Here is a 24,596-nt window from a genome sequence, read left to right as displayed (position 1 = left end):
GGGTCACCCCGATTCCTCGGTCTCGGTCTCCCTGTTGGCGCCGCCCGTCGTGGAACCGTTCGAGGCGGCGCCGTCGGCGGCCTCCTCCAGCTCCCCGACGACGCGGGTGGCGTCGGCACGGTCGTCGACCGTGATGGTGTTCCTGACCAGTTCCTGGTCGGCCTCGGAGAGCGACCCCACCTGGAGATCGGTCGTCTCGACCTCGTCGGAGAGGCTGATGCCCGCGATGTCGGTGTCGATGCCCTGGTAGACGCTGACCGTCTCCCCGTTCGGGGACAGGCCCACGTAGAACTGGCTCTCCACGTACTGGCGGCCGAAGTAGTAACCGCCGCCCGCGATCAGGGCCACCACCACGATGAAGACCACGATGATCGGCCACCAGCTGCGCGTGCGGTACTCGGGCTCGGCGTCCCGGCCACGCGAGGGCGGCGCGTCGTAGTCGTCGTGGGTGTCGTACGAGCGCTCCTCGTAGGGGGCGCCGTAGGCGGGGTCCTGGTTCTGGGCGTTCTCCCGGACCGGGTCGAGTTCGGCGGTGTCGCCGCCGGCGCCGCGCAGCTCCTGCGCCCGTCTGGCGGGGCTGGTCTCGTTCGGCCCCGTCGACTCGTCGCGCTGGTCGGCCGCGCCCACCGTGTGGGAGACGTTGGTCGGACCCTCGCGGTCGGTGTCCGTCTCGATGACGTCCGCGACGACCGCGGTGATGTTGTCCGGGCCGCCGCCGCGGATGGCCAGCTCGATCAGCTTCTTGGCGGCCCCGCGCGGGTCGGTCTCCGCGACGAGCGTCTCGTGGATGGTCTTCTTGCTGACGACGCCGGACAGGCCGTCGGAGCAGAGCAGGTAGCGGTCGCCGACCTTCGCCTTGCTGATGGAGATGTCGGGGTCGACCGGGGTCTTGCCGTCCAGCGCGCGCAGGATCAGCGACCTCTGCGGGTGGGTGGCGACCTCCTCCTCGGTGATCTTGCCCTCGTCGACGAGGGTCTGCACCAGGGTGTGGTCGTGGGTGATCTGCTCGAAGCGCGGACCGCGCAGCAGGTAGGCGCGGGAGTCGCCGATGTGGATCAGGGCGACCTGGGAACCCGACCACAGCATGGCGGTCAGGGTCGTGCCCATGTTCTCCAGCTGGGGTTCCTGCCGGATGCGGATGGCGAGCGACTCGTTGGCCCGCTCGACCGCGCGCTGGAGGACCTCGGCCATCTCCTCGGACCTGGGGTCGTCCTGGGTGTCGAGCTGGCGGATGGACGAGATGGCGATGGAGCTGGCCACCTCACCGCCCGCGTAACCGCCCATGCCGTCGGCTACCGCGAGGAGGTGTTGGCCGGCGTAGCCGGAGTCTTCGTTGCCTTCGCGGAGGCATCCAACGTCGGAGTACGCCGCGTATCGGAGAGCGATTGTCATTTGCGCAGTTCCAGGACGGTTTTGCCGATACGGATGGGCTGACCCACCGTGATGGGCTGGGGGCGGTTCAGCTTCTGCTGGCCGAGGTAGGTGCCGTTGGTGGAGTTCAGGTCCTCGACGAACCAGCGGCCGCTTTCGGAGTAGACGCGCGCGTGGCGGCCCGAGGCGTAGTCATCGGTGATGACCAGTGTCGAGTCCGGGGCGCGGCCGATGAGGATGGGCTGTGAGGACAGGTTGACCGTGGTTCCCGTCAACGGGCCCTGGGTCACGGCCAGGACCGTGGGCTCGTTGCGTCGGGGACGCTGCGGTCGGTCCTGGGACGACGACGCGGCGCGGCGCGGGGCCGGACGCGACGAGGAGGAGCGGGGTTTCTTCTTCCCGGGCTTCTTCTTCGACTGGCCGAAGAGGTCCGTGCGGATGACGCCGACCGCCATGAGGACGAACAGCCAAAGCACCGCGAGGTACGCGATCTTGATCAATATGAGGGTCAAGTTGGACATCGAACTGCTCTTCAGCCCCTGTCGTGCTTCGGCCGGGGTGGCGGTCATCGGCGCCGCCACCGTTTCTGCCCCACCTTCGAGTCGGTGAGTCTGGGTCGCTGGTCCGCGGCCCAGCCGGGCGCGGCCATTCTCCCCGATCGGTCAGGTCATCGCGGAGACTACCCGCCCGGCCGGAGTTCCGACACAGGTCCATACCAGGCCTGGCTCGGACAACGACCTTTCAGACGCCGAATCGGGGCGGTTGGTTGCGGTCCGGTTCGGCCAGATCGTCCGACTGATCGGGGCCGGGTGGTCAGTCCCGGCGGAAGGTCATCGTGGTACGGCCCAGGCTGATCCGGGTCCCGTCCACCAGCCTGGCCTGCCTGACCTGCTGTCCGTTGACGAAGGTCCCGTTCGTGGACCCCTTGTCCTCCAGGATGACCTCTTCGCCGTCGACCCGGATCTCCACATGGTGACGTGAGACACCGTTGTCCACCAGGCGCAGGTCGCAGTCGGTGCCGCGCCCCAGCAGGGTGACCGGTGTGGTCAGCTCGAAGGACTGCTGCATGCCCTGGCTGGCGATGTTGCCCTCGGCGGTCGCGCCGCCCGGGGAGATCAGCAGTCGGGGGCGGCCGGTCTGGCGCGGTCCCCCGCCCGGGCCCGGGTCGCCCACGGGCTGACGGACCTCTCCGTCCTTGACCATCGTTCCTCGGACGACGCCCGAGCGGATGCGGAAGCGACCCGTCTTCAGACCCTCGTCCGACCTGAACTGCACCCGCACCGGACCGACGAACGAGTAGCCCTGTTCGGTGGCGTAGTCGCGGGCCAGCTTGGACAGTTCCTGGCCGAGGCTGTCGGCGTAGACTTCCAGGCGCTCCTTGTCACTGGCCGAAAGCTCGACGATGAAGTCGTTCGGAACCAGTGTGCGTCCCTGGGCGACGATCGCCGCGCGCTCGTCCATTTCACGCTGGACCGCGCTCGCGACCTCGACCGGCTGGAGCTCAGACTTGAAGGCCATCGCGAAGGTGCCTTCGATCATGCCCTCAAGCCTGCGCTCGAAGCGTTGGAGCACTCCCACGAGGTACCTCCCTTGTACTCCACTCCGTATGTGTAGACGATCGTAACCGGGCCCGGGTGTCCCTGGTTTCAGGCGCACCCCCGTCGGGAGGCTCCGGGAGCCCTGATCCGGGTCCGCGACAAACGGTGTGCAACCCGCCTTGAAGCCGTGCTAGCCTTATTCATGTCGCCAGGGGAACAGGCAAAAAGCCCGGATCACCTGGCAACACAACTTCATGAGTCACACCAGCGCGGGTGGCGGAACGGTAGACGCGCACGGTTCAGGTCCGTGTGTCCGAAAGGATGTGAGGGTTCAAATCCCTCCTCGCGCACCAGACGAAGACGACCCCGGTCGTTGGCCTCAGGCCAGCTTCCGGGGTCGTTTCGTTGTGCCCTGTGGGGGACGACGCTCCGCGCCCCCGGTGTGCCACTCGGCCTCCGGCCCTCCGGCTTCCGGTACGACCGTGGATGGGCCGGTCCTGGCCCTCCGTGTGGCGGGGCACTCCGGCCCACGGCTGGGTCCTGCGCCTGGTCAGGCCTGTGGGTTGGTCCTCCGTTGGAGTCGGTCTCCGATTTTGGCAGTTCTGTCGGGACTTCGGGCGTGGCGCGGCTTTCGGCTGCCGCTGAGTACGGGATTCGGGTTGCCCCAACGGGCTGGGGTTGCCCACTAACGATCTTCGATCGTTAGGTCCGGGGGCCGTATGCGGACACCGAGGGTGGCGGGTTCCGGGGGTCATCCACGCGAATGGGACACTCCGGGCGTGGGAATCATCGAGAGACTTCACGACATCGGGCGGCCGCTGGTCGCCGAACAGCTCACGCATCCGACGGTCTCCGGGATCGCCCGGGGTGACCTCGACGAACGGGCCTTCCGGTACTGGCTGGAGCAGGACCACCTGTACCTGCTGGACTACGCCCGGGCCTTCTCCCGGCTTGCCTGGCAGGCGCCGGACGGCCACCTCGCCGACCTGGTCGGGATCGCGCACAGCACCCTGACCGAGGAACTGGAGCTGCACCGCTCCCTGTCCGGGGAGTTCGGCGCGGACCTGGAGACCAAGGAGAAGGGCGCCGCCTGCGAGGCCTACACGTCCTGGCTCCTGGACGCGGCCGCCGACTACCGGGACGGACTGGCGGCCGTCTACCCGTGTATGTGGGGCTACAACACACTGGGGCTCGAACTGGCCCGGGCCAGGCCGCAGGACCCCAGGTACCAGCGGTGGATCGACACGTACGCCGATCCGGCCTTCACCGATCTGACCCGCAGGTACGGGCGCATGCTGGAGGAGGCGCGACCCGATCCGGCGAGGGCGGAGCGCTTCTTCCTGGAGGGCATGCGCCACGAGGTGGCCTTCTGGGACACCCCCTACGCGTAGACGTGGAGGGGCGGACCGGGTCCGCCCCTCCGTGGTTCCACTCGTCGAGGACCGTGGTCCTACGGGTTGAGGACCGTGTGGACCTCTTCGAAGCGCTCGATCTCGCAACCGTCGCGCTTGTTGAACTCGGTGTCGATGTCGGTGCCGTTCACGTGCCCGGTGACGCGGACGACCTCGGGGCCGCCGATCTGCATCGTGCACATGGAGTCGCTGGTGTCGAGGGTGAAGGGTTCGGTCCCGACGTCCGCGATCTCCGCGCAGGCGGCCTCGGGGTCGGGGTGGTCACCGCCCGCGGGGGCACAGGTGAGCGTCCACTCGCCCTCCTCGAACCCCTCCTCGGGGGTCAGGGCGTCCTCTTCGGACAGGGAGCGTTCGATCACGAGTTCCACTTCGGCGGTCTCGTCGGGGGCTGTCTGGTCGGGAGCCGGCGCGTTCACCTCGGTGGGCTCGTTGCCGCAGGCCGTGATGAGCAGGCCAAGAGCTGCGAGTGCGGCGAGGCGGGTCGGCAGGGCCGTTGCGAAGGTGTGCTTACGCATACTGGTTGGACGGAGGGCCCGGTTCCCGGGTTCCACCGTTTTTTCGATTTTCGGAACACACTCGACACAGGGGGTCACCAACATGTTCGGTGAGCAGGTCGCCGAGGTCCTCGTCAACGACGTGCCCGAGGGCGCCTACCTTCTCGACGTCCGCGAGGACGACGAGTGGAGGGCGGGCCACGCGCCCGGCGCCGCGCACATCCCGCTGCGGACGCTGGGGGAGCGCGCGGGCGAGGTGCCCAAGGACCGCAGGGTCTACGTGGTCTGCCGGGTGGGCGGCCGTTCGGCCCAGGCGACGATGGCGCTCAACCAGGCCGGTTGGGACGCGGTCAACGTCGCCGGGGGCATGCAGGCCTGGCAGCACGCCGCCCGTGACATGGCGGCCGAGGGTGAAGGTGAGCCCACAGTCATCTAGTGGTCACGCTGTGAAGTGGCGGTCGTCGAATTTGGTCGGATTGTGCGAAGCCCCGCCACGCGGAGCCCCACGAATGGCACTATGACGACGTGAGTTCCGACCGCGCGCCCCTCAGTGCCGAAGCCGTGCTGGCGTCCTCGGCGGACGCGGTCATCGGCATCGACGACCGGCTGCGGGTCACCGTCTGGAACCCGGCGGCCGAGCGGATGTTCGGCTGGCCCGCCGCCGAGGTGCTCGGCGGCGAGCTGCCGATCATCCCCAAGGAACTGCGGCCGGAACACGGCGCGGTGCTGGAACAGGTGCGCAACGGGACGCCGTTGACGATCTTCACCCGCCGCATGGGCAGGGACGGCGCCGCCGTCGACGTGCGGGTCAGCACCGGTTGCGTGCGGGACGAACGCGGGAACCACGCCGGGTGGGTGCTGGTGCTCTACCCGAGCGAGAAGGAGGTCCAGGCGCAGACCTCCGCCATGGAGCGCGCCCGCCTGGTGCGACGACTGACCGACGTGGTCGCCGACATCAACGCGGACCTCAGCCTCAAGTCGGTCCTGGACCGCATCATCAGCAGCCTCACCGAGCTGACCGGTGCCGACGCGGGCGGGTTCGTCCTGCTCAACGAGAACCGGGTGGAGCTGGTCAGCCTCACTCACCTGTCGGAGGAGCTGTACGGGGTCAGCGCGCCCCTGGAGTCGAGCCTGTTCGGTGAACTCCTGCGCAGCGGCAAGTCCGTGCTCCTGGCCAACAGCGCCACCCGCAGCCTGGAGGACCTGGTCTGGGCCGACCTGCCCGGCCTGCACACCATCGCCCTGTGCGTGTCCAACGTGCAGGGCCGCCCCTACGGCGCCCTGTACGCGCTGTACAGCGAGCGCAGGGTCGGGCACGTGGAGCTGGAGCTCCTGGAACTGCTGGCGGAGCACGCCGGGGTGGCCATAGGCAACGCGATGGCCTATGAGGAACTCAAGCTCCAGCGGGCCAGGGAGCAGGCGGTGTCGGACTCCAGCGCGGACGGGATCGCGGTGCTGGACTCCACCGGCAAGGTCCGCAAGTGGAACCGGTCGGCCGCGGAGCTGACCGGCTACTCGTTCGAGGAGATGGAGGGCCGGCACCCGCCCTTCCCGATACCGGCCGCGCACGGTGAGCCCGTCAAGCACAAGAACGAGGGCGGCCGGTGGCTGGAGATCCTCATGGCGCGCATCCCGGACACCGACGAGTGGGTGGTGGACTTCCGCGACATCACCGCGCAGAAGGCGCTGGAGGAGGAACGGGAGTTCTTCCTGGCCAGCACGGGGCACGAGCTGCGCACACCCGTGACGGTGATCCAGGGGTACGCGGCGCTGCTGTCCCGCAAGGGTGAACGGCTGGGCCCGGAGGGCCGCCAGGAGGCGAGCGAGATCATCCTCGACCGCGCCCGTGCGCTGGCCAAGCTGGTGGAGCGGCTGCGGTTGGGGTCGGACGTGGCCAGCGGCGAGATGACCGTGGACAAGGTCCCCTTCGACCTCGTCGAGCTGTTGGGTCAGTCCGTGACGGCCTTCCGTCCCCTGGCCGAGCGCCAGGAGCTGATCCTGGACTCCGGCGGGACCCTGTGGACGGTGGGCGACCCGCTGGTCACGGGGATGGTGATCGACCAGCTGCTGGAGAACTCGCTGAAGTTCACGCCCAGCGGCGGGACCGTGCGGGTCACGGTCCAGGAGGACGAGGACATCGTCACCATCCACGTGGACGACGAGGGGATCGGGATCGACCCCGGTGACGAGGAACGGATCTTCGAGCGCTTCTTCCAGAGCGGCGAACGGGGCGACCGCCGGGGGTACAGCGGGCTCGGGATCGGTCTGTACATCGTGCGCCAGCTGGTGCGGGAACAGGGCGGGGAGGTGACCGCGCACCGGATGGAGAACGGTACGCGGATGCGGGTCACCCTGCCCCGGCACCGGGGCGAGGACGCCGAGCTCGGCGTCCTGGTGTCCGAAACGCCGAAGAGCAGGGAGGAGCCGGAGGTTTCCCCGGCAAAGGCGTAGAACGGACACGGCGACACACAGAAAACAACAAAAACCTCAACGGCCCCGCAAGCCCTGTCACGTCGGAGTTGTACAGGGCCGTGACCGGGATCGTCCCCGCGGATTCGCCCACGGGCTGGTTTCCCCTGCAGGGGATCGGGGCATTTCCACCCCTGGTGGAATTCGCTGGCACACTTCGGGCGAGTTCCGGACCGACCGAGAAGCACGAACTCGCGGGGACGAAAGCTGTGTCAGGAGACAACGCCGCACACGACGACGGGGGCCACGACGCGCCTCGGCAGGTCGAGCGAAGCGTCATCCTTCCCTACGTTCCCGAGAGCGTCACCGGGGCCAGACAGGCGCTCTGCGCCGACCTGCGCGCCCTGGGCATCAGGGTGGACCGGATCGACGACGCGGCCCTGATCCTCAGCGAACTGGTCAGCAACGCCCTCAGACACGCCAGCGCCCTTCCGGACGACACGGTGGGTGTGTGCTGGCGGGCCGAGATCGACCCGGAGGGTCCAACGGCGGACTGGTTGGAGATCTCGGTGCGCGACGGTGGCTCCACCACCATGCCCCGCGTGTCCCGCCCCTCGCTTTCGGGTCTGGGCGGGCGCGGCCTGGGCATCGTGCAGTCCCTGGCGGGCCGCTGGGGTACCGAGATGGACGCGACGACGACCACGGTCTGGGCGGTGCTGGAGATCGCCGAGGAAGCGGGCGACACCGTCGCGGCGGCGCCCGCCTCGGACGAGGGATGCGCCCGGTCGTACGCGGCCGACGTGGTCGAGCTCGACCTGGGTGTCCGCGAGGGCCAACCCGCCTGGAGTGTCCTGCCCTGACCCGGAATCGCCGGTCTGATCCGCTTTGAACTGGGCTTTCGGTTGTTCCGAGCGGAGAACGTGACCGATGTAGCGAAACGCCGCCAACGAGGTGGCCCGGCCCCGGCGTGGACGCTACAGTCACGACCGTGGAGTTGAAGATATCAAGCCGATCTCAGGATGACGTCGCAGTGGTAACCGTGGGTGGTGAGATCGATCTGTACACGGCACCCCAGTTGCGCACCGAACTCGTCGAGTCCCTCGCCCTGGGGGCACGGCGCCTGGTCGTCGACATGTCGAGGGCGGAGTTCTGCGACTCGACGGGGATCAGCGTCCTGCTCTCCGCGATGAAGCGCTCCCGTGACCGGGGCGGGGACCTGGAACTCGTGGCGCCCAAGCCCGCGGTCATGAAGGTCCTCCAGGTCACCGGTCTGGACGAGGTCTTCGTGATCCACCCGGACGTCGACGCGTCGCTGGTGGCCGCGGGAACCGGCTCGGCGCAGTAGTCGGGTGTCCGTGGTACGAGGACGGCCCGAAGAGCCGACGGACGCGGCGGTCGCCGTGGTGATCGCCGCCAAGAACGAGGACGACCGCATCGGCGCCACCATCGTGGCCGCCCACACGCTGCCGGGTGTCGACCTGGTCGTGGTGGTCGACGACGGTTCCACCGACCGCACCGCGGACCTCGCCCTCGAGGCGGGGGCCAGGGTGCTCAGGCACAGCCGCAACCGGGGCAAGGGCGCCGCAATGGAGACGGGCGCCGAGGGTGTGCGCCTGACGGAGGAGCGTGAGGCGGCGGAGGGGGCCATCCGTGCCCCGCGCCACCTGCTCTTCCTCGACGCCGACCTCGGGGAGACCGCCAAGGACGCGGCGCCCCTGGTGGAACCGGTGCTCGAGGGAACCTCGGACATGACCATCGCGCTGTTCCCGGCCACCCGGCTGCGTCTGGGCGGGCACGGGTTCGTGGTCCGCCTGGCCCGGGAGGGCGTGCGCAGGAGCACCGGGTGGGAGCCCGAGCAGCCGCTGAACGGACAGCGCTGCATGAGCCGTGCGGCCTTCGAGGCGGCGCGCCCCCTCGCCCCGGGGTTCGGGGTGGAGACCGGACTGACCATCGACGTCCTGCACGCGGGCTTCCGCGTCATGGAGGTCGCGGTCCCGCTCGAACACCGCGCGACCGGCACGGACCTGCGCGCCCAACTGCACCGCGCGCACCAGTTCGTGGACGTCGCACGTGCCCTGACCGCCCGTGAACTGCGGCCGGCGCTGCGCCGGACCTGGCAGGGAGTGACGGCGAGGAGCACCGGCGGCGGGCGTGAACACATCCGAAAAAGCGGGCACATTACTCGCAAAAATCGCCAAGAGTGACCCCATGGGCGCGATGCGTAGGGATACGCTCGCGCTGTGTTCACTACCTTCATCGCATCCATCGCACTGTTCGCCGGGCTTGCCGGGCTCGCCCTCGGTGTGTACGCGCTGTACCGGACCCGCCAGGTCCGCGGTGAGTACCAGGTCCTGGCCCAACGCGCCCTCGCGGTCAACGCCTCGGGGGCCGACCCCAGGGCAGTCCGCGACGTGGCCGTCCTGCACTACGACGCCCTAGAGGAGATGTCGGGCGCCCGCTCGTTCTCCCTGGCCATGCTCAACAGCCACGGTGACGGAGTGGTTGTCACGTCCATCAACGGGCGCACCGAGACCCGCACCTACGCCAAGGCCGTCACCAGGGGCGAGGCCGACCACCTGCTCAGCCCCGAGGAGTACCGGGTGATCCGTTCGGCGCGCCTGGGCAACGGGATCGGGGCCACGTTGCCCGACCCCGCACCGGCCGGACCCGCCGGTCCGTCCGCCGACGAACCCGACGAGGACGCGGAAGCCCTGGTCACGGTGGTGCGGGGGGCCGACGTGAAGGAGAGCGGCGACGGGGACGCCGACACCTCGCCCGAGGGCGGTGGGGGAACCCATGGTCCTCCGGCGCCCCGCCCGGGGAAGTGACCACCCCGGGGCCACCGGCTGCGTATAGCCTGAACAGCATGCCCAACCGTTACGCCTACCTCGGCCCCGAGGGCACCTTCACCGAAGCCGCCCTGCGCGATCTGCGTCCGCTAGCGACCGAAGAAGCGCGCGTGCCGTGCGACGGTGTGGCGGCGGTCTTCGACGCGGTCCGAGCCGGGGTCGTGGACGGCGGGGTCGTCCCGCTGGAGAACTCGGTGGAGGGCGGGGTCACCGCCACCATCGCCGAGCTCATCGGCGGCGAGCCCCTGCTCATCACCGGGGAGACCGCCGTCCCGGTCGAGTTCGCTCTCTTCGTCCGGCCCGGAACCGTGCTGGAGGACGTCAAACGGGTGGCCACCCACCCGCACGCCCTCGCCCAGTGCCGTGGCTGGCTCGCCCGCAACCTGCCCGAGGCCGACACCCACACCGTGTCCTCCACAGCCGCCGCCGCGCGCGCCGTGTCCGAGCCGGGAGCGCCCTACGACGCCGCGATCTGCGCGGTCATCGCGGGTGAGCGCTACGGGCTGAAGGCACTGGCCACCGGGGTGGGCGACCGTCCCGACGCCGCCACGCGCTTCATCTACCTGTCCCGCGCCGGGGCCCTTCCCGAGCCCACCGGCGCCGACCGGACCTCCCTGGTGGCCTTCATCGCCGACGACCACCCCGGCGCGCTCATCGAGGTGCTCAACCAGTTCGCCGTGCGCGGTGTGAACCTCACCCGCCTGGAGTCGCGCCCCACCGGCGACGGCCTCGGCAGCTACTGCTTCTGCATCGACGCCGAGGGACACGTCGCCGAGGCGCGCGTCGGCGAGGCCCTCATGGGCATCCGCCGCGTCTGCCGGGACGTGCGCTTCCTCGGCAGCTACCCGCGCGGTGACCGGGACACCGAGATCACCCCGGCGATGCTCCCCCGACCGGCCACCGACGCGGACTTCGCTGAGGCCGAACTCTGGCTCACCCGCGTGCGGGCGGGCGAGACAGGCTGAGCCGAACCCGTCAGGTGGCCTCGACGGGCGCGGTCGCGCCCTCCTCGGAGGGCCACTCCTCCGTAGCCGCCCGGCGCAGCTCCAGGTACAGCGCCAGCCTCAGCGCCGTGTCCTCCGGGCGCGCGTCGTCCAGGGCCTCCAGGGCACCGGAGAGTTCCTCGGTGGTCATCTCACCCAGCGGTTTCACGACTTTCCCCCCATCGTCGTCGGTGCCGCCCGGGGGCTTACGCTCCCCGTTCGGTCCTTCGTTGGAGATACGGGGGCGGGGACGGTTCATGACGTGAGTGTCGGCAAAAGATGTGGGGCGCGGGTGGGGTGGGCGGTAACCTGCAAGACGTGATCGACCTTCGCGCTCTTCGAGAAGACCCCGAACGACTCCGTGCATCGCAGCGGGCCCGCGGTGAGGACCCCGCCGTGGCCGACCGGCTGCTCGAACTGGACTCCAGTCGGCGCTCCGCGCTGACCCGGTTCGAGACCCTGCGCGCCGAGCAGAAGAGTGTGGGCAAGTCCGTCTCGAAGGCCTCTCCGGAGGAGCGCGAGGAGCTGCTGACCCGGGCCAAGGCCCTCTCGGCCGAGGTCAAGGAGGCCGAGGCCGAGGCGGGACGGCTCGGAGACGAGCTCGACGCCGTGCTGGCGCGCGTCCCCAACCTCGTCGAGGAGGGCGCCCCCGAGGGTGGCGTGGACGACTTCGTGGTGCTGGAGACCGCGGGCGAGCCCCGCGAGTTCGACTTCACCCCGCGCGACCACCTGGAGCTGGGGGAGATGCTCGGCGCCATCGACATGGAGCGCGGCGCCAAGGTCTCCGGCGCCCGCTTCTACTTCCTCACCGGTGTGGGCGCCCAGCTGGAGCTGGCGCTGCTCAACATGGCGATGAACCAGGCCATCGAGGCAGGCTTCACCGCGATGATCCCGCCGGTGCTGGTCAAGCCCGAGACCATGGAGGGCACCGGGTTCCTCGGCGAGCACTCCGACGAGGTCTACAACCTGCCCGCCGACGACCTCTACCTCGTGGGCACCTCCGAGGTGGCGCTGGCCGGGTACCACGGCGGCGAGATCCTGCCCGCCGACGCGCTGCCCAACCGGTACGTGGGCTGGTCGTCCTGCTTCCGCCGCGAGGCCGGTTCCTACGGCAAGGACACCCGGGGCATCATCCGCGTCCACCAGTTCAACAAGGTGGAGATGTTCGTCTACACCCGCCCGGAGCAGGCGCACGAGGAGCACAAGCGGCTCCTCGCCTGGGAGCGGGAGATGCTGGACAAGCTCGAACTGCCCTACCGCGTGGTGGACATCGCCGGGGGCGACCTGGGCACCAGCGCCGCCCGCAAGTACGACTGCGAGGCGTGGGTCCCGACTCAGGAGACCTACCGCGAGCTGACCTCCACCTCGAACTGCACCGAGTTCCAGGCCCGACGCCTCAACGTGCGCTACCGGGACGAGGACGGCAAGCCCCGCTTCGCCGCCACCCTGAACGGCACGCTGGCCACCACGCGGTGGATCGTCGCGATCCTGGAGAACCACCAGCGCGCGGACGGTTCCGTGGTGGTCCCCGAGGCCCTGCGCCCCTACCTGGGCAAGGACGTACTCGAACCCGTCCAGGCCGCCAAGGGCAAGAAGTAGGCACGACGACGGAGCCCGCCCCTCACGTGAGGGGCGGGCTCCGTCGTGCGCGGTCCTACAGGTAGGGGCCGGACCCCATGTGCGGGTGGTCCTCCTGCGACTCCGCGCCGGGGCCCTGGGCCTGGAGCCCGGACACCCCCGGCGGGAGCGCCTTGCGCATGTTCTCCAGCTGCGCCCGGGCCGCCATCTGCTGGGCGAACAGGGTGGTCTGGATGCCGTGGAACAGACCCTCCAACCAGCCCACCAGCTGCGCCTGGGCGATCCTCAGCTCGGCGTCGCTGGGCGCCGACCCCTCGGCGAACGGCAGGGTCAGGCGTTCCAGCTCCTCGATGAGTTCGGGCGCGAGCCCGTCCTCCAGCTCCTTGATCGAGGAGGTGTGGATCTCCTTCAGCCGGGTGCGGCTGGCCTCGTCCAGCGGGGCCGCCTTCACCTCGTCGAGGAGCTGACGGATCATGCTGCCGATCCGCATCACCTTGGCGGGCTGCTCCACCATGTCCGCGAGGGTGCGGGGTTCCCCGGAGTCGTCCCCGTCGCCGTTCCCGTGGCTGTCGTCGGTTCCGACCACCAGGACCTGCGGTTCCTTCTGGTCGTCTGCGTTGCTCATCGATCCCCTAGTTCGGCTGTGTCCGGCACGCTGTCAACGGGTGAGAAGGATCTTGCCGGTGTGCGCGCTCGATTCCAACACGCGGTGGGCCTCCGCCGCGTCCTCGATCGACAGTTCGCGGTCCACGACGGGGCGGATGGTTCCTTCCTCTATCAACGGCCAAACCTCCTCCAGTACTCCCGCGACGATGGCCGCCTTCTCCTCGGGAGGCCGGGAGCGAAGGGTGGTGGCCTGCACGGAGAGGCGTTTGACCAGCATGCGGCCGAGGTCGATCTCGGAGGTGCCCCCGCCCATCAGCCCGATGATCACGAGGCGTCCGTTGGTGGCCAGTGAGCGCAGGTTCGCGTCCAGGTAGGAACCGCCCATGATGTCGAGGATGAGGTCCGCGCCGCCCTCGGCCCGCAGGACCTCGGTGAAGTTCCCGGTGCGGTAGTTCACGGTGATCTCGGCGCCCAGTTCACGGCAGCGCTCCAGCTTCTCCTCGCTGCCCGCGGTGACCGCCACACGGGCGCCCAGCGCCTTCGCGAACTGGACGGCGAACGTGCCGATCCCGCTGCCGCCGCCGTGGACGAGGACGGTCTGCCCGGCACGCAACCCGCCCACCATCACGAGGTTGGACCACACGGTGCAGGCCACCTCGGGCAGCGCCGCCGCGTCGGTCAGACTCACTCCGCGTGGCACCGGCAGGAGCTGGCCGACCGGGACGGCGACCCTCTCGGCGTACCCGCCGCCCGTCAGCAGGGCGCACACCCGGTCGCCGACGGACCAGCCGGTGCCGTCCGTGCCGGGGCCGAGTTCGGCGATCGTGCCCGAGCACTCCAGGCCCGGGTACTCGGAGCCGCCGGGAGGCGGAGGGTAGACGCCCTGGCGTTGGGCGACGTCGGCCCGGTTGACCGCGGTGGCCGCCACGTCCACCAGGACCTCGCCCTCCCGGACGACGGGATCGGGGACCTCGGACCAGGCCAGGACGTCGGGGCCGCCGGGTTCGGTGATTGTGATCGCGTGCATGGGGCCGACAGTACCCAGAGACGGGACCGAAGGGGAGGAGGGTTCCGCGCTGAGAAGCGGGATCACTCTGTTCAGGGCGTCGAGGAGGATGCTTTTCTTGTTCAGCGCGGGTATGAGAACCCCGAGGGCCCACCCCGGCAACCCCGACAGGGCCCTTCCTCCACAGCACACCCCCTCGACGCAGGAGAGCCCCGGTGGCACAGCAGGAACAGAACGGGTCAGGAGCCGAGCCGGAGTCGCACGAGCGCACGGAGTCGATCCGGCGCCGGACGGACGACGACGCGGCTGACTTCGCGGAGGAGGTCGAGGGCGCGCCGGGTCCGTCCGCACCCACCCCCAGGGAACAGTGGTTCGGCGGGTTCGAGGGCGCGGCCCCGCCTCCGCCGCCGTACGCGCGCCTGCCCGAGGACACCCCGCCCCCGACCCCCGGCACCGCCTTCCGGGCACCCGCGCCGGAAGAGGGAGGGGACGACACCCCGGACGAGCCCGAGGAGCTGCCGAGCAACACGGTCCGGCTGCTGCCCGGCGCCCGAAACCGGCCGCCTTCGGGCCCGTGGCAGGAGGAGCGCCGTCCCCAGCGGCCCCAGCGCCTCGGAGGTCCGGCGGGGGATGAGAGGGACCCGCTGGCCCCGCGCAGGACGCCCGGCGACTCGGACGTCCCCGAGCCCGAACAGCTGCCGCCGCTGGAGGCCGAGCGCCCCGAACCCCCGGAACAGGAGCGCCCGGGTCCGTCACCCTGGGCCGCCGGGCCCGCTCCCCAACCGCCCTCGCCTCTTGGTGCCGCGGAGGACCCCGGGTTCGCTGGTGCGGGTCGCACGGAGAACGCGGGCCTCCAGAACCCCTGGGGCCTGCCCGGGCTCGGTGCGGCCTCCGTGGAACGCGCGGAGCCGCTGCCGGACCGCCCCGCGCCGCCGGCGTCCCTGACCGGACCCCGGGACACCGGCCCCGGGAGCGGGCTCGGGCCCGGCCCCAACCCCTGGAGCGGGAGCCAGGCACCGGCCCGACCGCCCGCGCCCCACACCGACCAGGGGGAGACCTCCGACTCCCTCAGCGCGGCCACCCTCGTCCGCAACCGGCGCTACGGCCCCAGCAGCGGCTGGCGCAAGGCCGTGCACAACGCCAGCCTCGGCCTGATCAACCCGGGGGAGTCGCCCAAGGTGCTGCGTGAACGCGAGCTGGTCGCCCGCGCCTGTACCCCGGTCGCGTCCGGGCACCACAGGGTGGCGGTCCTCAGCCTCAAGGGCGGGGTCGGCAAGACCACCACCACGGTCGCCCTGGGCGCCACCCTGGCCTCCCTGCGCGGGGACCGGGTGCTCGCCGTGGACGCCAACCCCGACCGCGGCACGCTCTCGGACAAGGTGCGCCTGGAGACTGCGGCCACCATCCGGGACCTGCTCAACGAACGCCACCTGGTGTCGCGCTACGCCGACATCCGGGGCTTCACCTCCCAGGCGCCCAGCCGACTGGAGATCCTCGCCTCCGACCGCGACCCGGCGGTCTCTGAGGCGTTCAGCGACGCCGACTACCGCGAGGTGGCCCGGATCGTCGAGCACTTCTACTCCATCTGCATCACCGACTGCGGAACCGGACTCCTGCACGCCGCCATGCGCGGGGTGCTCGGCCTGGCCGACCAGGTGGTGCTGGTGAGCTCGGCCTCCGTGGACGGCGCGCGCAGCGCCAGCGCCACCCTCGACTGGCTGGACGCGCACGGCCACGGAGACCTCGTACGCGGCGCCGCCGTCGTGCTGTCCATGGTCCGCTCCAACAGCAAGAGCAGCGTGGACCTCAACCGGCTGGAGGACCACTTCGCGGGACGGTGCCGCTCCGTCGTACGCGTGCCCTGGGACGGACACCTGGAAGAGGGAGCCGAGGTCGACCTGGAACAGCTCGCCCCCGCGACCAAGGACGCGTACCTGCAACTGGCCGCGAGCGTGGGGGAGGCCTTCGCGCGCTGACGGAAGACGCGCGGGCCCTCCCTCGCGGGTTTCCCGCCGAACGGTCCCGACAATGAACAGTGAGGGGAAGAGGTGGACATGAACACACAGGAACGCCCGCCAGCGGTCATTGCGGGGGTGGACGGCTCACCCACCGCCCGCGCCGCGCTGGCCTGGGCGACCGACACCGCCGCCAGGTACGGGCGACAGATCAGGATCGTGCACGGGCTCGGCCTGCCGACGGTGACGGGGACCTTCGCCGACTCCGCGCCGGAGCGCTACCAGGCCGGGGAGGCGGCTCGGGAGGCCGGGCACGCGCTGCTCGCCGAGAGCGCCGAGTACGTCCGGAGCGCCCGCCCCGACCTGGACGTGGCCACCGTGCTCGCGCCGGAGGAGGCCCCGGCGGTCCTGCTCAACGAGGCCCGGCACGGTGACGTCATCGTCGTCGGTTCCCGAGGGCTGGGCGCGGTCCGGGCGATCATGCTCGGCTCGGTGAGCCTGCGCACCTCCTCCCACGCCCCCTGCCCGGTGGTGGTCGTCCCCGAACCGGCCCCGGAGCGCCCGCGGAACACGGTGGTGGTGGGGGTGGACGGCTCGGAGTCCTCACGCCGGGCGCTGCGTTTCGCCCTGGAGCACGCGCTGGCCACCGGCGCCGAGGTCGTGGTGGTCAACAGCTGGGAGGTGCCGCTCCCGGAGGATCCGGACTCTCTCTCGGCCGACACCCAGTCCCTCCACGAGGAGATGTTCGACCGCCAGTCCGAGGAGGTGGTCGCCGGGGTGCTGGCGGAGGTGATCGACGACCGGACCCAGGCAGTGGAGATCAGCGCCGTGCGGATGCAGGCCGACCCGGTGGAGGCCCTCCTCGAAGCCGGTGGGCAGGCCGACCTCATCGTGGTGGGCTCGCGTGGGCGCGGAGGCGTGCGGGGCCTGGTCATGGGCTCCACCAGCCAGGGGGTGCTGAGTCGGGCGCGCGGCCCCGTGGCGGTGCTGCCGCCGCACTCCGACGAGGAGGACTGAAGGTCCCTCACACACGGGTCCGTTTTCCCTGTGCCGTTCACGTGTGTTCGTGCTGGACTCGGTGATGATGATGGGTAGAGGGAAACTCGTCTCAAGGGGGAACCATGTCAGGCGAACGACAACGTCCCAGCCGGGTGGTCGTGGGCGCGGACGGATCGGACCACTCGCGGGCGGCCCTCGAATGGGCGGCCGCCGAGGCCGCGCGCCGGGATGTCGAGCTGCACGTCGTGTACGCACTCGGGATGCCGCTGATCGTGTCCGCCTACGGGGGGCCGACCCGCTTCGAGCCCTCCGACGAGATCTCGGGGCAGGCCACCACGATCCTCTCCGAGGCCATCGAACTGGTCCGTAAGGAACACCCGTCCGTCAGGGTGGAGACTTTCACGGCTCTGGAGGAGCCGCCGCTGGCGTTGATCCGGGACAGCCACCCGCACGACCTCATCGTGCTGGGTACCCGCGGCCTCGGGGCCTTCGCCTCGATGTTCGTGGGTTCCGTGAGCGTCCGGGTGTCCGCGCAGGCCCCGTGCCCCGTCGTGGTGGTCCCCACCGGAGCCAAGGGGAAGCCCGCGACCACGAAGCTGGACCGGATCGTCGTGGGCGTCGACGGGTCGAACCCCTCCCGGCGCGCCCTCGGACTCGCCGTGAACCTGGCGGCCGAGACCGACGGTGAGCTGGTCGTGGTCAACAGCTGGGAGGTCCCCTACCCGTACGACCCGATCGCAATGACGGCGGCGGGGCACCAGCCGCAGGAGAACATCTTCGAGCGGCAGTCCGAGGAGCTCGTCGCCGAGTTGCTGGCCGAGGCCATGGACGAGCAGCGCGAGGACGTGAACATCGAGGTCACCGTGGTGCGGACCCAGTCGGGGCCCGTCGACGCGATCCTGGAGGCCGCCGAGGGTGCCCACGCCATCGTCGTGGGCTCCCGTGGCCGGGGCACCATCCGAGGTCTGCTCCTGGGCTCGGTGAGCCAGGGCGTGCTGCACCACGCGAAGATTCCCGTGGTGGTGCTGCCCAAGCACGCTGACGAGGAGAACTAGCGAAGGGGCGGCCCGAGGGCCGCCCCAGTGCTAGCTCCCCAGCTCCGACCTGCTGCGGGATCCGCCGCTGGCCAGGACCCAGACACCGCTCACCACGAACGGCGCCAGGACGAAGAAGTAGACGGTCCACGACCCTCCGAGGGTGGGGACCAGCACCGCCAGGGCACCGGCCGCGAAGACGATCCCGAGGGTGATCCACAGGACCTTCTGTCTCCAGGGGGCTTTTCCGATCGTCCTCACCTCGAACTTCCGTGGATGGCTGCGGACCAGTGTCGAACCGGTCACTCTCCGGCATACCGAACCAGAGCCGCCCCAAACCCCCGGTGGCGATCTGTCGACAAAGCGACAGGTCCCAGCCGCGACCACCGGGTGCGCGATCGCTCGCTTCCCTCAGGCCTTCCGGTGCGAGCCTGTTCGAGAAGTCTTCGAAGGGTCGTCATGCCGGAAACGGTGCATGTAGCCGACGCCCGTCACCGTGAAGCACAGCGAGGCGAGGAGAGCCGGCCAAGGCGTCGTCCCAGCGCTCACGAAGTGCAGGATCGACTCCGCGCCGAAGAGCGCACCGGCAAGAAGACTGAGCCAAACCAGGGGGCGCTTGATCTGTCTGAGCACGGCTGACTCCTAACCAGGGTCCACGGTTCGGCCTCGGACGATCCATGTGATGAGCACCCCGGTGGAGGCCAGGAAGACCACGGAGCACGCCAGGAGCAGCCAGTTGTTGGCGTTCAGGTGGGCGGAGTAGCCGGTCAGAAGCATGCTCACCATGACAAGGACCGCGCTGACAGCCGTCCGCCTCGGCAGGTCTTCCCGAGGCCCTCCCGTCATCGTTCGTCCGTCTCTCGCGCTTCCGGGGCTATCGCTCTCTTGACGACCAGGGGAGCGCCGATACCGCACACGAGGCCGACGATCGTTCCAACGACCCACGGTGGTGGGGCGAACATCCAGCCGATCAGGACGCCGATGGTGACAGCCACCGCCACGAGAAGCACCATCGAAGCTCCCGGCGAGGTGAGCCAGCGGGGGAGGTAGGTCATCTGTGTCCTTGGGGATCGGGGGCGGCCGCTACTCAGGGTTTACCGCGCCCGAAACCGGTCAAACGCGGCCGAGGTCGGCTGCAGGTCTGACCAGCTGAACACCTGGGGCTCTGGATCTTGGAACGACGAAGGCCGGTGGCCCGGGTCCCGCGCGGACCCGGCTCACCGGCCTTCTCTTCTGCGGAGGGTATGGGATTTGAACCCATGAAGCCCCGTTGTGCCGAGGGGCCCTGGCGCCCTGTCGACAAAGCGGTGAATGGTCCTTTGACCTGCGTGGATGTTCCGGGCGCTTCCCAGCGCTTCCGGAGTCATCTTGGAGCTATGTGCACTGAATGTGCATCACTGGGGAGCGTGCTCCTGCTGTTTTGAGGGCGCGCACGAGTGTCAGCAAAGTTTTCAGATTGGGAAGCCGAGAACGCCTCTGACGGCTGACCTCGCGCTTTGTCTACCTGCGAGGATGCTGTCCGAGCGACCGTGGTTCCCCGGTGTTGCCTGCCCCGTGTGGCACGTGTGTGGCACGGCAACGACTATGAGTAGAAGCCGTCCCAGTAGTCATCAAGGCTGACGGTGAAGTCCTCGGAGCGGGTTGCGCGCAGGTGCTCGAAGCGCTCGCTCACGGCCTCGATGGTGGCTCGTAGGGGCATGGGGCCGAACTGCTTCCTGATGGCGTGCGCTGCCTGGATCGTGTGTCCGTGGAAGAGAAGCTCGTCGATGCGGTCCCAATCTTCGAGCACGGTCACTCCCTGGTGTTCGCTCAACACGGGGTATCTCCTCGGGCGGGTGTCTGGTGTGCTCACCCTGGACACCACCACAGCGCCATCCGGGGTGGGTCACCACGGTTATGGTCCCGCGCGGGTTCTGGCGCGATCGGTCGGTACTCCCGCACGTCCTGTGTCGCGCCAGGTTCCGTGTGGGTTCGGGGGGTCCAGGGGGCGCGAGCCCCTTGGTACCACCAGTCCCTGAACAGCACTAATACAACACGGTCAATGGTGTTGTCGATTGGTTTCGAAGAAATCGCAACCGTTCGTCGTGGGAGCACGTCAAGCTAGTAACAGAACGACCGGTGGTCGCGCTCGGGACCGGGCGACAGCCCGCAGCCCGAGCGCGACCACCGACCGGTCGCAGCGACGGCGCTCGCGCCGTCGCCTTGATTCTATATAGCCTCATTCGGCAATTTGATCTATGCTACTTCGAGCATATCTGAAAATCTCTTGTATCCCGAGGGGTCAATCTCCACGGATGATTCGACCATTGCTTGGAAATTTTTGATTGCTTCGCGAACTTTCTCTTGGCTCTTCAGATTGTTGTCCACAGCACTGTCCAGTTGGCGAACGAAAGGCATCAGGGCCCGTGCGGCGGGCTTCCATTTCTCTATGCCTTCCCTGGGTGAGCATTTATCTGAAAATGCTAGTGACCATTTGCTTGGGATTACTTTCCCAGTCAGAATTTCTAGACTCTCGGAGATTGCTGTGACGAAGAGGGATGTTGATCCGCGCTTTCGAAGGAACGAGATGTGGCTATTTGCGGCTTGTGTCCGCTCGGATTCTTCAGTCCGCTGAAGGTCGCGTTTGATTTCTTCAATTGCCCTCTGGAGCGAGTAGGTAAGAACGACATGCCGAGCGCTAGTTTTTTCCGAGAATACGCTTGCATAAACTGCATCATCGTCCCATATTCTCCTAGTTTCGTTGTAGGCAATGTTTGGTTGCCCGTGAAACGCGGCGAGTGATTGAGCTACAGTGTTGTCTGCGAGAAGATTCTTAGATCGCTCAATAGCATCTCTAATTCCACCCCTCCTCCCCCCTCTGTAATCGGAATCAGGGATATTTTCGAATTCGGTTCGAAGTCGCTCCTGCACGGGATCTTTGCTTCTGAAGTCACTAGCTTCAACTTTGTTTTGCGTATTGTTAAACTTAACGATCTGACCGAGAACTTCCGGGTCGCTACACTCAACAAAGCGAACCATTACCTGTAGTTGTTCTATTTCTTTTGCTTCTGCCTCGGTGAGGTTCCCCAATGAGCCTGTCGTCTGCGCTCCATTGACGATTCCCACCCCAGATATTTTGAGGTTTTTACTGGCTCCGATTCTAGTTACATGATAACTGTTTACTAGCATTGTTAGGCCATTGTTGTATATCCAGAAGTTTTCTGGCGCCTCTCGGGCTGTGGTCTTAATTCCATTATTGATGTTTCTTTCGCTTCGAACAATTCCGAGGTATCCTCGAACATTGGGAGACATTAGATCTGACTTGTGTTTCTGCCAAATGTCGTACAGCCACTTACCGTTGACTGATGTGCAGTATGCTTTCCAGCGGTCCCCAGAGGTCTCAAAGCCGCCGGGTATGGCGAGATTATATTCTTCCGGGACGATGATCGGTGCTTGTGTGCGGGTGTATAGCGATTCAAGCGTGTCTTTTCCGATTTCCTCCCAAGTTACGGAAGGGTTTTGAGTAGAAGAATAGTGCGTGCGAATCAGGCTTGCTGCGGTGCCTCTGGCAGTTTCCAGCTCCCTTTGTACCGGATCGGATTCGGAAAGATTGTGGCAGTACCAAATGTAGAAATCATTGATCTGGTTTTTTTCGAGAGCGTCCCTTAGTTCCAACGCTGCTGAACGAAGCACCTCAGGTAGAGTCGTTACGTCTCCGGATATTAGCCAAGATACAGCGGTGTTGAGATCGCTGGCCTTGTTCGCCCTGGCCGCCCTTCGTTGCTCGTTTGGTGATAGGTATCCCTGGGCGACAATTGCAATCCCATTGTCCCGATTTATATAAACCAAGTCACACTTTTTGTCATTCGGCCCATCGGTCAAGGCGACTGAAGCGACTGAATCTATGTCCTCAATGCCAAACTTCAGTTGCAGTGCGAATAGCATCAGAGCATTCTCTTCGCCGTACTTCATCAAGTCACTTCGATCGCGAAGGGCCGCGATGCTTGGATTCTGTTTCAATTCTTCTCCATTTTTATTCAGGCTTTATTTCTGGATTGAGTTATTTAATCTCTTGTTTTGTGATGTTTTCTACTTCGTCAAGGGTCATTTCTCAGGGGTAATTTTGCATTGCCTCTCGTCCGTGTCCTGGTTGATGTGGCTCGAACATTTTTCTTCCCATGAGAAAGGATACTCCCTCTCTGTGAAGACAGTCTATGCTGGATTGGAGGGGTATTCTCTTTGCGTACGAAGAATTCACGAAAGGAAGGATTGCGATCGGTATTCCAATCCCGATTGCTTCGTTCGTCACATCCAGGGCGTAGTTGTCAGCAATGCCGTTGGCTAGCTTGTTGATGGTATTGAACGTGGCCGGGGCGATGATGATGGCATCCGCTTTGGGAGATCGGGGGTCGCCTGATGCACGGTGCTGGCTTCGCACTGGTCGGCCAGTTTGCATCTCCAACGCTTCGACGTCGATGAAACTGAGTGCGGCAGGGGTAGCCATGACTTGGACGGTCCAGCCTCGGCCTTGTGCCAAGCCGACCAGAGTGTCAACTTCCGATGCCGGTCCGGCTGCGCATACGACCAGATAGAGCGTCTTCTGCTCGCTCACTGATTCAGGCACCGACCCTTTCTGCAAGTTCGCTGACGTTCCCGTACAGGTGACCGCTGGCGCGGTTACGGATGTCGTTGATCAACTGGTGCACCACCGGGCGCGTGGTCAGTTCCTCGCTCGCTATCTCCTCGGCGTTGCGCAACGCGTGGTAGGCGTGCTCGGTCTTCCCCCACTGCTGGTAGGCACGGGCCGCGTCGATGAACAGCGTTACCCTGCGCTCCATGACCTCGATGTTGTCCAACTGCACCTGCCGCGCATAGTCGATGGCGCTGCCCGCGTCGCCCAGTTCGACGGCTGCGCTGACACGGTGAAGGAGAACGTTGGTGGGACCGAACGCCGTCCACTGGTAGTTGAAATCGCCGCCGAGACGTTCGCCTGCGTGGCCTGCCTCGTCAAGCAGGCTGAGCGCTTGGCCTCGGTCCTCGCGCTTGGCCGCTGATACCGCGCCGCTAGAAGTGACCCGCATACCGACAGGGATTCCGGCGTGGGCTCGTCCATAGCGCTGTCCACACGTTCGGCGGTGTTCGTTGCCAGTTCCGTCGCGGCTTTGTAGTGCCGTTCGCGCATGAGCGCTCGGGTGAACGCTCGGGCGCTGGCTCCCACGACCGCGGGGTTCTCGCTGTCTTCAGCGGCTCGCATGCTCCGATCGGCTGCGAGGTAGGACAATCCCCGCTCCTCGCACTTGAGTAGCAGGCTCGCCGCGACGTGATACGCCTCCGCACGGAGTGCATGGACCTTGGCGGCGTCGTCCCCGTCTACTCCGCTGGCGGCATCATCCAGGTTCCGAAGCAACTCGGGAAGCCGCTTGGCCACGGCCGTGTAGTGGCACGCCTGGTATCCGACCTTGGCGGAGTGCGTTCGCTGGGCGAGTTCTCTCAGGCTGGTCGCCGCTCGGGAGGCGCTTCGGTTGGCTCCCGCGTACCTGGTGAGTGCCGCTGCGATCTCGTCCATGTCCAGCATCGAACCACCTGTGGCTTGGAAGAGGGCCGTTCCGGCCAGTCCGACGAATTCGCGGCGGCGCACCTTCGAGACCTCCCCTGGGCCTGGGCTCCTCTGCGCGGGCAAGCTCGGGACTGCCGAGGCCACCGCTCTCTCATATCCAGTGAACGCGTCCGGGTTCCTCGGGGCAAGGCCGAACATCATCCGGGACGTGTCGGGCATGCTGATGCCCTCGGCGATCCGCTCGCACACCTCGAAGGCCGTGACGGTCTTGCGGCCATTCAGGATCTCGCTGACCCGCCCCTGAGACAGACCGGTCGCCGCTGAGATCGCCATCTGGCTCGCGCCGCCGTACTGGCGCACGAACTGGAAAAGCGCCTGGACATCGGGCCTGCGCAGGAACTCGGCCGTGTGTTCTCGCTCCCATGCCCACGACGGGATGGTGATCCGGCTCGTCGGGTGTCCCTGCATCCTGACTCCTCGGCGCTGCGAGTACGGGGACCGCCAGTATCCCTCTTTGTCATCCCGAGGAGGAATGGGTTTCGGAATCTCAACCCGGGATTGTTAGCCCTATGGATGCCAGGAACGGAATGAAGTGCAGGTCATGCCGTGGGCGGGGCTGGAAGTCCGTCCGACCGCGACGACTGGTCGTCGTTCGATCTGTGCCTGGTGAGAAGCAGGCAACGCGTGCAGCGGCCTGCCCCTTCTGCAAGGGGACGGGAGAGCGCTCCGTCACGGCGGAGCCCTCCACTGACACCGGTCTCGCCTGCTGATCCATGACATGACAGACCCCCGCGACGCGGGCAAGGCGTCCGGGGGCGCGGCCAAC

28 protein-coding genes and 1 tRNA gene are annotated in these 24,596 nt (G+C 67.6%); 13 read left to right on the top strand and 16 right to left on the bottom strand.

The genetic code is table 11. The features are described 5' to 3' along the window. Positions 1 to 3 precede the first annotated feature (3 nt). From ADX84_RS13115 to ADX84_RS13105, 3 genes are all read right to left on the bottom strand, one after another. Complete coding sequence (locus tag ADX84_RS13115) at positions 4 to 1,392, bottom strand: Stp1/IreP family PP2C-type Ser/Thr phosphatase (protein WP_049572928.1); 1,389 nt, start codon at positions 1,390 to 1,392, stop codon at positions 4 to 6. Then, on the bottom strand, positions 1,389 to 1,940 hold the full coding sequence (locus ADX84_RS13110) for an FHA domain-containing protein (protein WP_082206467.1): 552 nt from the start codon (positions 1,938 to 1,940) through the stop codon (positions 1,389 to 1,391). Before ADX84_RS13110 ends, ADX84_RS13115 begins: the two co-directional genes overlap by 4 nt. A 244-nt stretch (positions 1,941 to 2,184) precedes the next feature. Then, complete coding sequence (locus ADX84_RS13105; protein ID WP_082206478.1) at positions 2,185 to 2,943, bottom strand: DUF3662 and FHA domain-containing protein; 759 nt, start codon at positions 2,941 to 2,943, stop codon at positions 2,185 to 2,187. Between the two features lie 233 nt (positions 2,944 to 3,176). On the opposite strand from ADX84_RS13105, the gene ADX84_RS13100 reads away from it, so the two are divergent. After that, positions 3,177 to 3,262: transfer RNA gene (locus tag ADX84_RS13100), tRNA-Leu, on the top strand. 426 nt (positions 3,263 to 3,688) lie between these two features. After that, positions 3,689 to 4,300 (top strand): TenA family protein, encoded by a 612-nt coding sequence (locus tag ADX84_RS13095; protein WP_049572925.1) that lies wholly within the window; start codon positions 3,689 to 3,691, stop codon positions 4,298 to 4,300. Between the two features lie 59 nt (positions 4,301 to 4,359). On the opposite strand, the gene ADX84_RS13090 is transcribed toward ADX84_RS13095, so the two are convergent. After that, entirely contained in the window at positions 4,360 to 4,836 is a 477-nt protein-coding gene (locus ADX84_RS13090; protein ID WP_049572921.1) for an SSI family serine proteinase inhibitor, read from the bottom strand. An 82-nt stretch (positions 4,837 to 4,918) separates the two neighbouring features. Here ADX84_RS13090 and ADX84_RS13085 point away from each other — a divergent pair, with 82 nt between their 5' ends. The 7 genes from ADX84_RS13085 (at position 4,919) to pheA (ending at position 11,038) form a co-directional block, all read left to right on the top strand. Continuing rightward, on the top strand, positions 4,919 to 5,251 hold the full coding sequence (locus ADX84_RS13085; RefSeq protein WP_049572918.1) for a rhodanese-like domain-containing protein: 333 nt from the start codon (positions 4,919 to 4,921) through the stop codon (positions 5,249 to 5,251). Positions 5,252 to 5,340: 89 nt separating this feature from the next. Then, on the top strand, positions 5,341 to 7,266 hold the full coding sequence (locus ADX84_RS13080; protein WP_049572914.1) for a PAS domain S-box protein: 1,926 nt from the start codon (positions 5,341 to 5,343) through the stop codon (positions 7,264 to 7,266). 227 nt (positions 7,267 to 7,493) lie between these two features. Continuing rightward, positions 7,494 to 8,084 carry an ATP-binding protein gene (locus ADX84_RS13075; protein ID WP_049572911.1) on the top strand — a complete coding sequence of 197 codons (591 nt, stop codon included), beginning with the start codon at positions 7,494 to 7,496 and terminating at the stop codon, positions 8,082 to 8,084. Positions 8,085 to 8,212: 128 nt separating this feature from the next. Continuing rightward, on the top strand, positions 8,213 to 8,569 hold the full coding sequence (locus ADX84_RS13070; protein ID WP_199776580.1) for an STAS domain-containing protein: 357 nt from the start codon (positions 8,213 to 8,215) through the stop codon (positions 8,567 to 8,569). Positions 8,570 to 8,573: 4 nt separating this feature from the next. Continuing rightward, positions 8,574 to 9,428 carry a glycosyltransferase gene (locus ADX84_RS13065; protein WP_199776579.1) on the top strand — a complete coding sequence of 285 codons (855 nt, stop codon included), beginning with the start codon at positions 8,574 to 8,576 and terminating at the stop codon, positions 9,426 to 9,428. 36 nt (positions 9,429 to 9,464) lie between these two features. Continuing rightward, entirely contained in the window at positions 9,465 to 10,052 is a 588-nt protein-coding gene (locus tag ADX84_RS13060; protein ID WP_049572905.1) for a DUF4446 family protein, read from the top strand. Positions 10,053 to 10,090: 38 nt separating this feature from the next. Further along, positions 10,091 to 11,038: a prephenate dehydratase gene (gene pheA, locus ADX84_RS13055; RefSeq protein WP_049572901.1), complete on the top strand. Its 948-nt coding sequence runs from the start codon at positions 10,091 to 10,093 to the stop codon at positions 11,036 to 11,038. A 10-nt stretch (positions 11,039 to 11,048) separates the two neighbouring features. On the opposite strand, the gene ADX84_RS26335 is transcribed toward pheA, so the two are convergent. Then, positions 11,049 to 11,225: a hypothetical protein gene (locus ADX84_RS26335; protein ID WP_199776578.1), complete on the bottom strand. Its 177-nt coding sequence runs from the start codon at positions 11,223 to 11,225 to the stop codon at positions 11,049 to 11,051. 149 nt (positions 11,226 to 11,374) lie between these two features. Here ADX84_RS26335 and serS point away from each other — a divergent pair, with 149 nt between their 5' ends. Beyond that, on the top strand, positions 11,375 to 12,655 hold the full coding sequence (gene serS / locus ADX84_RS13050) for a serine--tRNA ligase (RefSeq protein ID WP_049572980.1): 1,281 nt from the start codon (positions 11,375 to 11,377) through the stop codon (positions 12,653 to 12,655). Positions 12,656 to 12,710: 55 nt separating this feature from the next. On the opposite strand, the gene ADX84_RS13045 is transcribed toward serS, so the two are convergent. Then, positions 12,711 to 13,259, bottom strand: a complete 549-nt coding sequence (locus tag ADX84_RS13045; protein ID WP_049572898.1) for a bacterial proteasome activator family protein — start codon at positions 13,257 to 13,259, stop codon at positions 12,711 to 12,713. A gap of 33 nt (positions 13,260 to 13,292) precedes the next feature. Then, a complete protein-coding gene (locus ADX84_RS13040; RefSeq protein ID WP_049572895.1) occupies positions 13,293 to 14,267 on the bottom strand; it encodes an NAD(P)H-quinone oxidoreductase in 975 nt (324 codons plus the stop codon). A 194-nt stretch (positions 14,268 to 14,461) separates the two neighbouring features. Here ADX84_RS13040 and ADX84_RS25445 point away from each other — a divergent pair, with 194 nt between their 5' ends. From ADX84_RS25445 to ADX84_RS13025, 3 genes are all read left to right on the top strand, one after another. After that, positions 14,462 to 16,222 (top strand): MinD/ParA family protein, encoded by a 1,761-nt coding sequence (locus tag ADX84_RS25445; protein ID WP_082206465.1) that lies wholly within the window; start codon positions 14,462 to 14,464, stop codon positions 16,220 to 16,222. Positions 16,223 to 16,300: 78 nt separating this feature from the next. Then, entirely contained in the window at positions 16,301 to 17,218 is a 918-nt protein-coding gene (locus ADX84_RS13030; RefSeq protein WP_049572973.1) for a universal stress protein, read from the top strand. A gap of 104 nt (positions 17,219 to 17,322) precedes the next feature. Next, positions 17,323 to 18,255, top strand: a complete 933-nt coding sequence (locus ADX84_RS13025; RefSeq protein WP_199776577.1) for a universal stress protein — start codon at positions 17,323 to 17,325, stop codon at positions 18,253 to 18,255. Between the two features lie 30 nt (positions 18,256 to 18,285). On the opposite strand, the gene ADX84_RS13020 is transcribed toward ADX84_RS13025, so the two are convergent. The 9 genes from ADX84_RS13020 to ADX84_RS13000 all read right to left on the bottom strand — a co-directional run bounded on the left by ADX84_RS13020 (position 18,286) and on the right by ADX84_RS13000 (position 24,238). Further along, a complete protein-coding gene (locus tag ADX84_RS13020) occupies positions 18,286 to 18,495 on the bottom strand; it encodes a hypothetical protein (RefSeq protein WP_110051936.1) in 210 nt (69 codons plus the stop codon). Positions 18,496 to 18,645: 150 nt separating this feature from the next. Continuing rightward, a complete protein-coding gene (locus tag ADX84_RS13015) occupies positions 18,646 to 18,867 on the bottom strand; it encodes a hypothetical protein (RefSeq protein WP_049572891.1) in 222 nt (73 codons plus the stop codon). Positions 18,868 to 18,876: 9 nt separating this feature from the next. After that, on the bottom strand, positions 18,877 to 19,011 hold the full coding sequence (locus ADX84_RS26970) for a hypothetical protein (protein WP_255352570.1): 135 nt from the start codon (positions 19,009 to 19,011) through the stop codon (positions 18,877 to 18,879). A gap of 65 nt (positions 19,012 to 19,076) precedes the next feature. Beyond that, positions 19,077 to 19,289 carry a hypothetical protein gene (locus ADX84_RS13010; protein ID WP_049572888.1) on the bottom strand — a complete coding sequence of 71 codons (213 nt, stop codon included), beginning with the start codon at positions 19,287 to 19,289 and terminating at the stop codon, positions 19,077 to 19,079. Positions 19,290 to 19,816: 527 nt separating this feature from the next. After that, the gene (locus tag ADX84_RS13005; RefSeq protein ID WP_234003947.1) at positions 19,817 to 20,047 is read right to left on the bottom strand and encodes a hypothetical protein; all 231 of its coding nucleotides are present in this window, start codon (positions 20,045 to 20,047) and stop codon (positions 19,817 to 19,819) included. 422 nt (positions 20,048 to 20,469) lie between these two features. Further along, positions 20,470 to 22,158, bottom strand: coding sequence for an AIPR family protein (locus ADX84_RS25440; protein WP_199776576.1), 1,689 nt, complete (start codon positions 22,156 to 22,158; stop codon positions 20,470 to 20,472). Positions 22,159 to 22,324: 166 nt separating this feature from the next. Continuing rightward, a complete protein-coding gene (locus ADX84_RS25435) occupies positions 22,325 to 22,837 on the bottom strand; it encodes a flavoprotein (protein WP_082206461.1) in 513 nt (170 codons plus the stop codon). Continuing rightward, positions 22,830 to 23,051 carry a hypothetical protein gene (locus ADX84_RS26630; protein ID WP_234003946.1) on the bottom strand — a complete coding sequence of 74 codons (222 nt, stop codon included), beginning with the start codon at positions 23,049 to 23,051 and terminating at the stop codon, positions 22,830 to 22,832. Before ADX84_RS26630 ends, ADX84_RS25435 begins: the two co-directional genes overlap by 8 nt. Then, the gene (locus ADX84_RS13000; protein ID WP_234003945.1) at positions 23,036 to 24,238 is read right to left on the bottom strand and encodes an XRE family transcriptional regulator; all 1,203 of its coding nucleotides are present in this window, start codon (positions 24,236 to 24,238) and stop codon (positions 23,036 to 23,038) included. Before ADX84_RS13000 ends, ADX84_RS26630 begins: the two co-directional genes overlap by 16 nt. Positions 24,239 to 24,596: the final 358 nt, after the last annotated feature.

Origin of the sequence: Nocardiopsis sp. SBT366 (genome assembly GCF_001083815.1) — a bacterium.
In the GTDB taxonomy this organism is placed as follows: Bacteria; Actinomycetota; Actinomycetes; order Streptosporangiales; family Streptosporangiaceae; genus Nocardiopsis; species Nocardiopsis prasina.
This window is presented reverse-complemented; position numbering and strand designations above follow the sequence as displayed.

Bases quoted from the DNA above. Each gene is read 5' to 3' on its own strand.
- ADX84_RS26970 (WP_255352570.1), bottom strand. From the start codon at position 19,011: ATGCTTCTGACCGGCTACTCCGCCCACCTGAACGCCAACAACTGGCTG.
- ADX84_RS13000 (WP_234003945.1), bottom strand. From the start codon at position 24,238: ATGCAGGGACACCCGACGAGCCGGATCACCATCCCGTCGTGGGCATGG.
- ADX84_RS13010 (WP_049572888.1), bottom strand. From the start codon at position 19,289: ATGACCTACCTCCCCCGCTGGCTCACCTCGCCGGGAGCTTCGATGGTG.
- ADX84_RS13040 (WP_049572895.1), bottom strand. From the start codon at position 14,267: ATGCACGCGATCACAATCACCGAACCCGGCGGCCCCGACGTCCTGGCC.
- ADX84_RS13045 (WP_049572898.1), bottom strand. From the start codon at position 13,259: ATGAGCAACGCAGACGACCAGAAGGAACCGCAGGTCCTGGTGGTCGGA.
- ADX84_RS13090 (WP_049572921.1), bottom strand. From the start codon at position 4,836: ATGCGTAAGCACACCTTCGCAACGGCCCTGCCGACCCGCCTCGCCGCA.
- ADX84_RS13085 (WP_049572918.1), top strand. From the start codon at position 4,919: ATGTTCGGTGAGCAGGTCGCCGAGGTCCTCGTCAACGACGTGCCCGAG.
- ADX84_RS13030 (WP_049572973.1), top strand. From the start codon at position 16,301: ATGAACACACAGGAACGCCCGCCAGCGGTCATTGCGGGGGTGGACGGC.
- ADX84_RS13115 (WP_049572928.1), bottom strand. From the start codon at position 1,392: ATGACAATCGCTCTCCGATACGCGGCGTACTCCGACGTTGGATGCCTC.
- ADX84_RS13025 (WP_199776577.1), top strand. From the start codon at position 17,323: ATGTCAGGCGAACGACAACGTCCCAGCCGGGTGGTCGTGGGCGCGGAC.
- ADX84_RS25440 (WP_199776576.1), bottom strand. From the start codon at position 22,158: ATGCTATTCGCACTGCAACTGAAGTTTGGCATTGAGGACATAGATTCA.
- ADX84_RS13110 (WP_082206467.1), bottom strand. From the start codon at position 1,940: ATGACCGCCACCCCGGCCGAAGCACGACAGGGGCTGAAGAGCAGTTCG.
- ADX84_RS26630 (WP_234003946.1), bottom strand. From the start codon at position 23,051: ATGGAGCGCAGGGTAACGCTGTTCATCGACGCGGCCCGTGCCTACCAG.
- pheA (WP_049572901.1), top strand. From the start codon at position 10,091: ATGCCCAACCGTTACGCCTACCTCGGCCCCGAGGGCACCTTCACCGAA.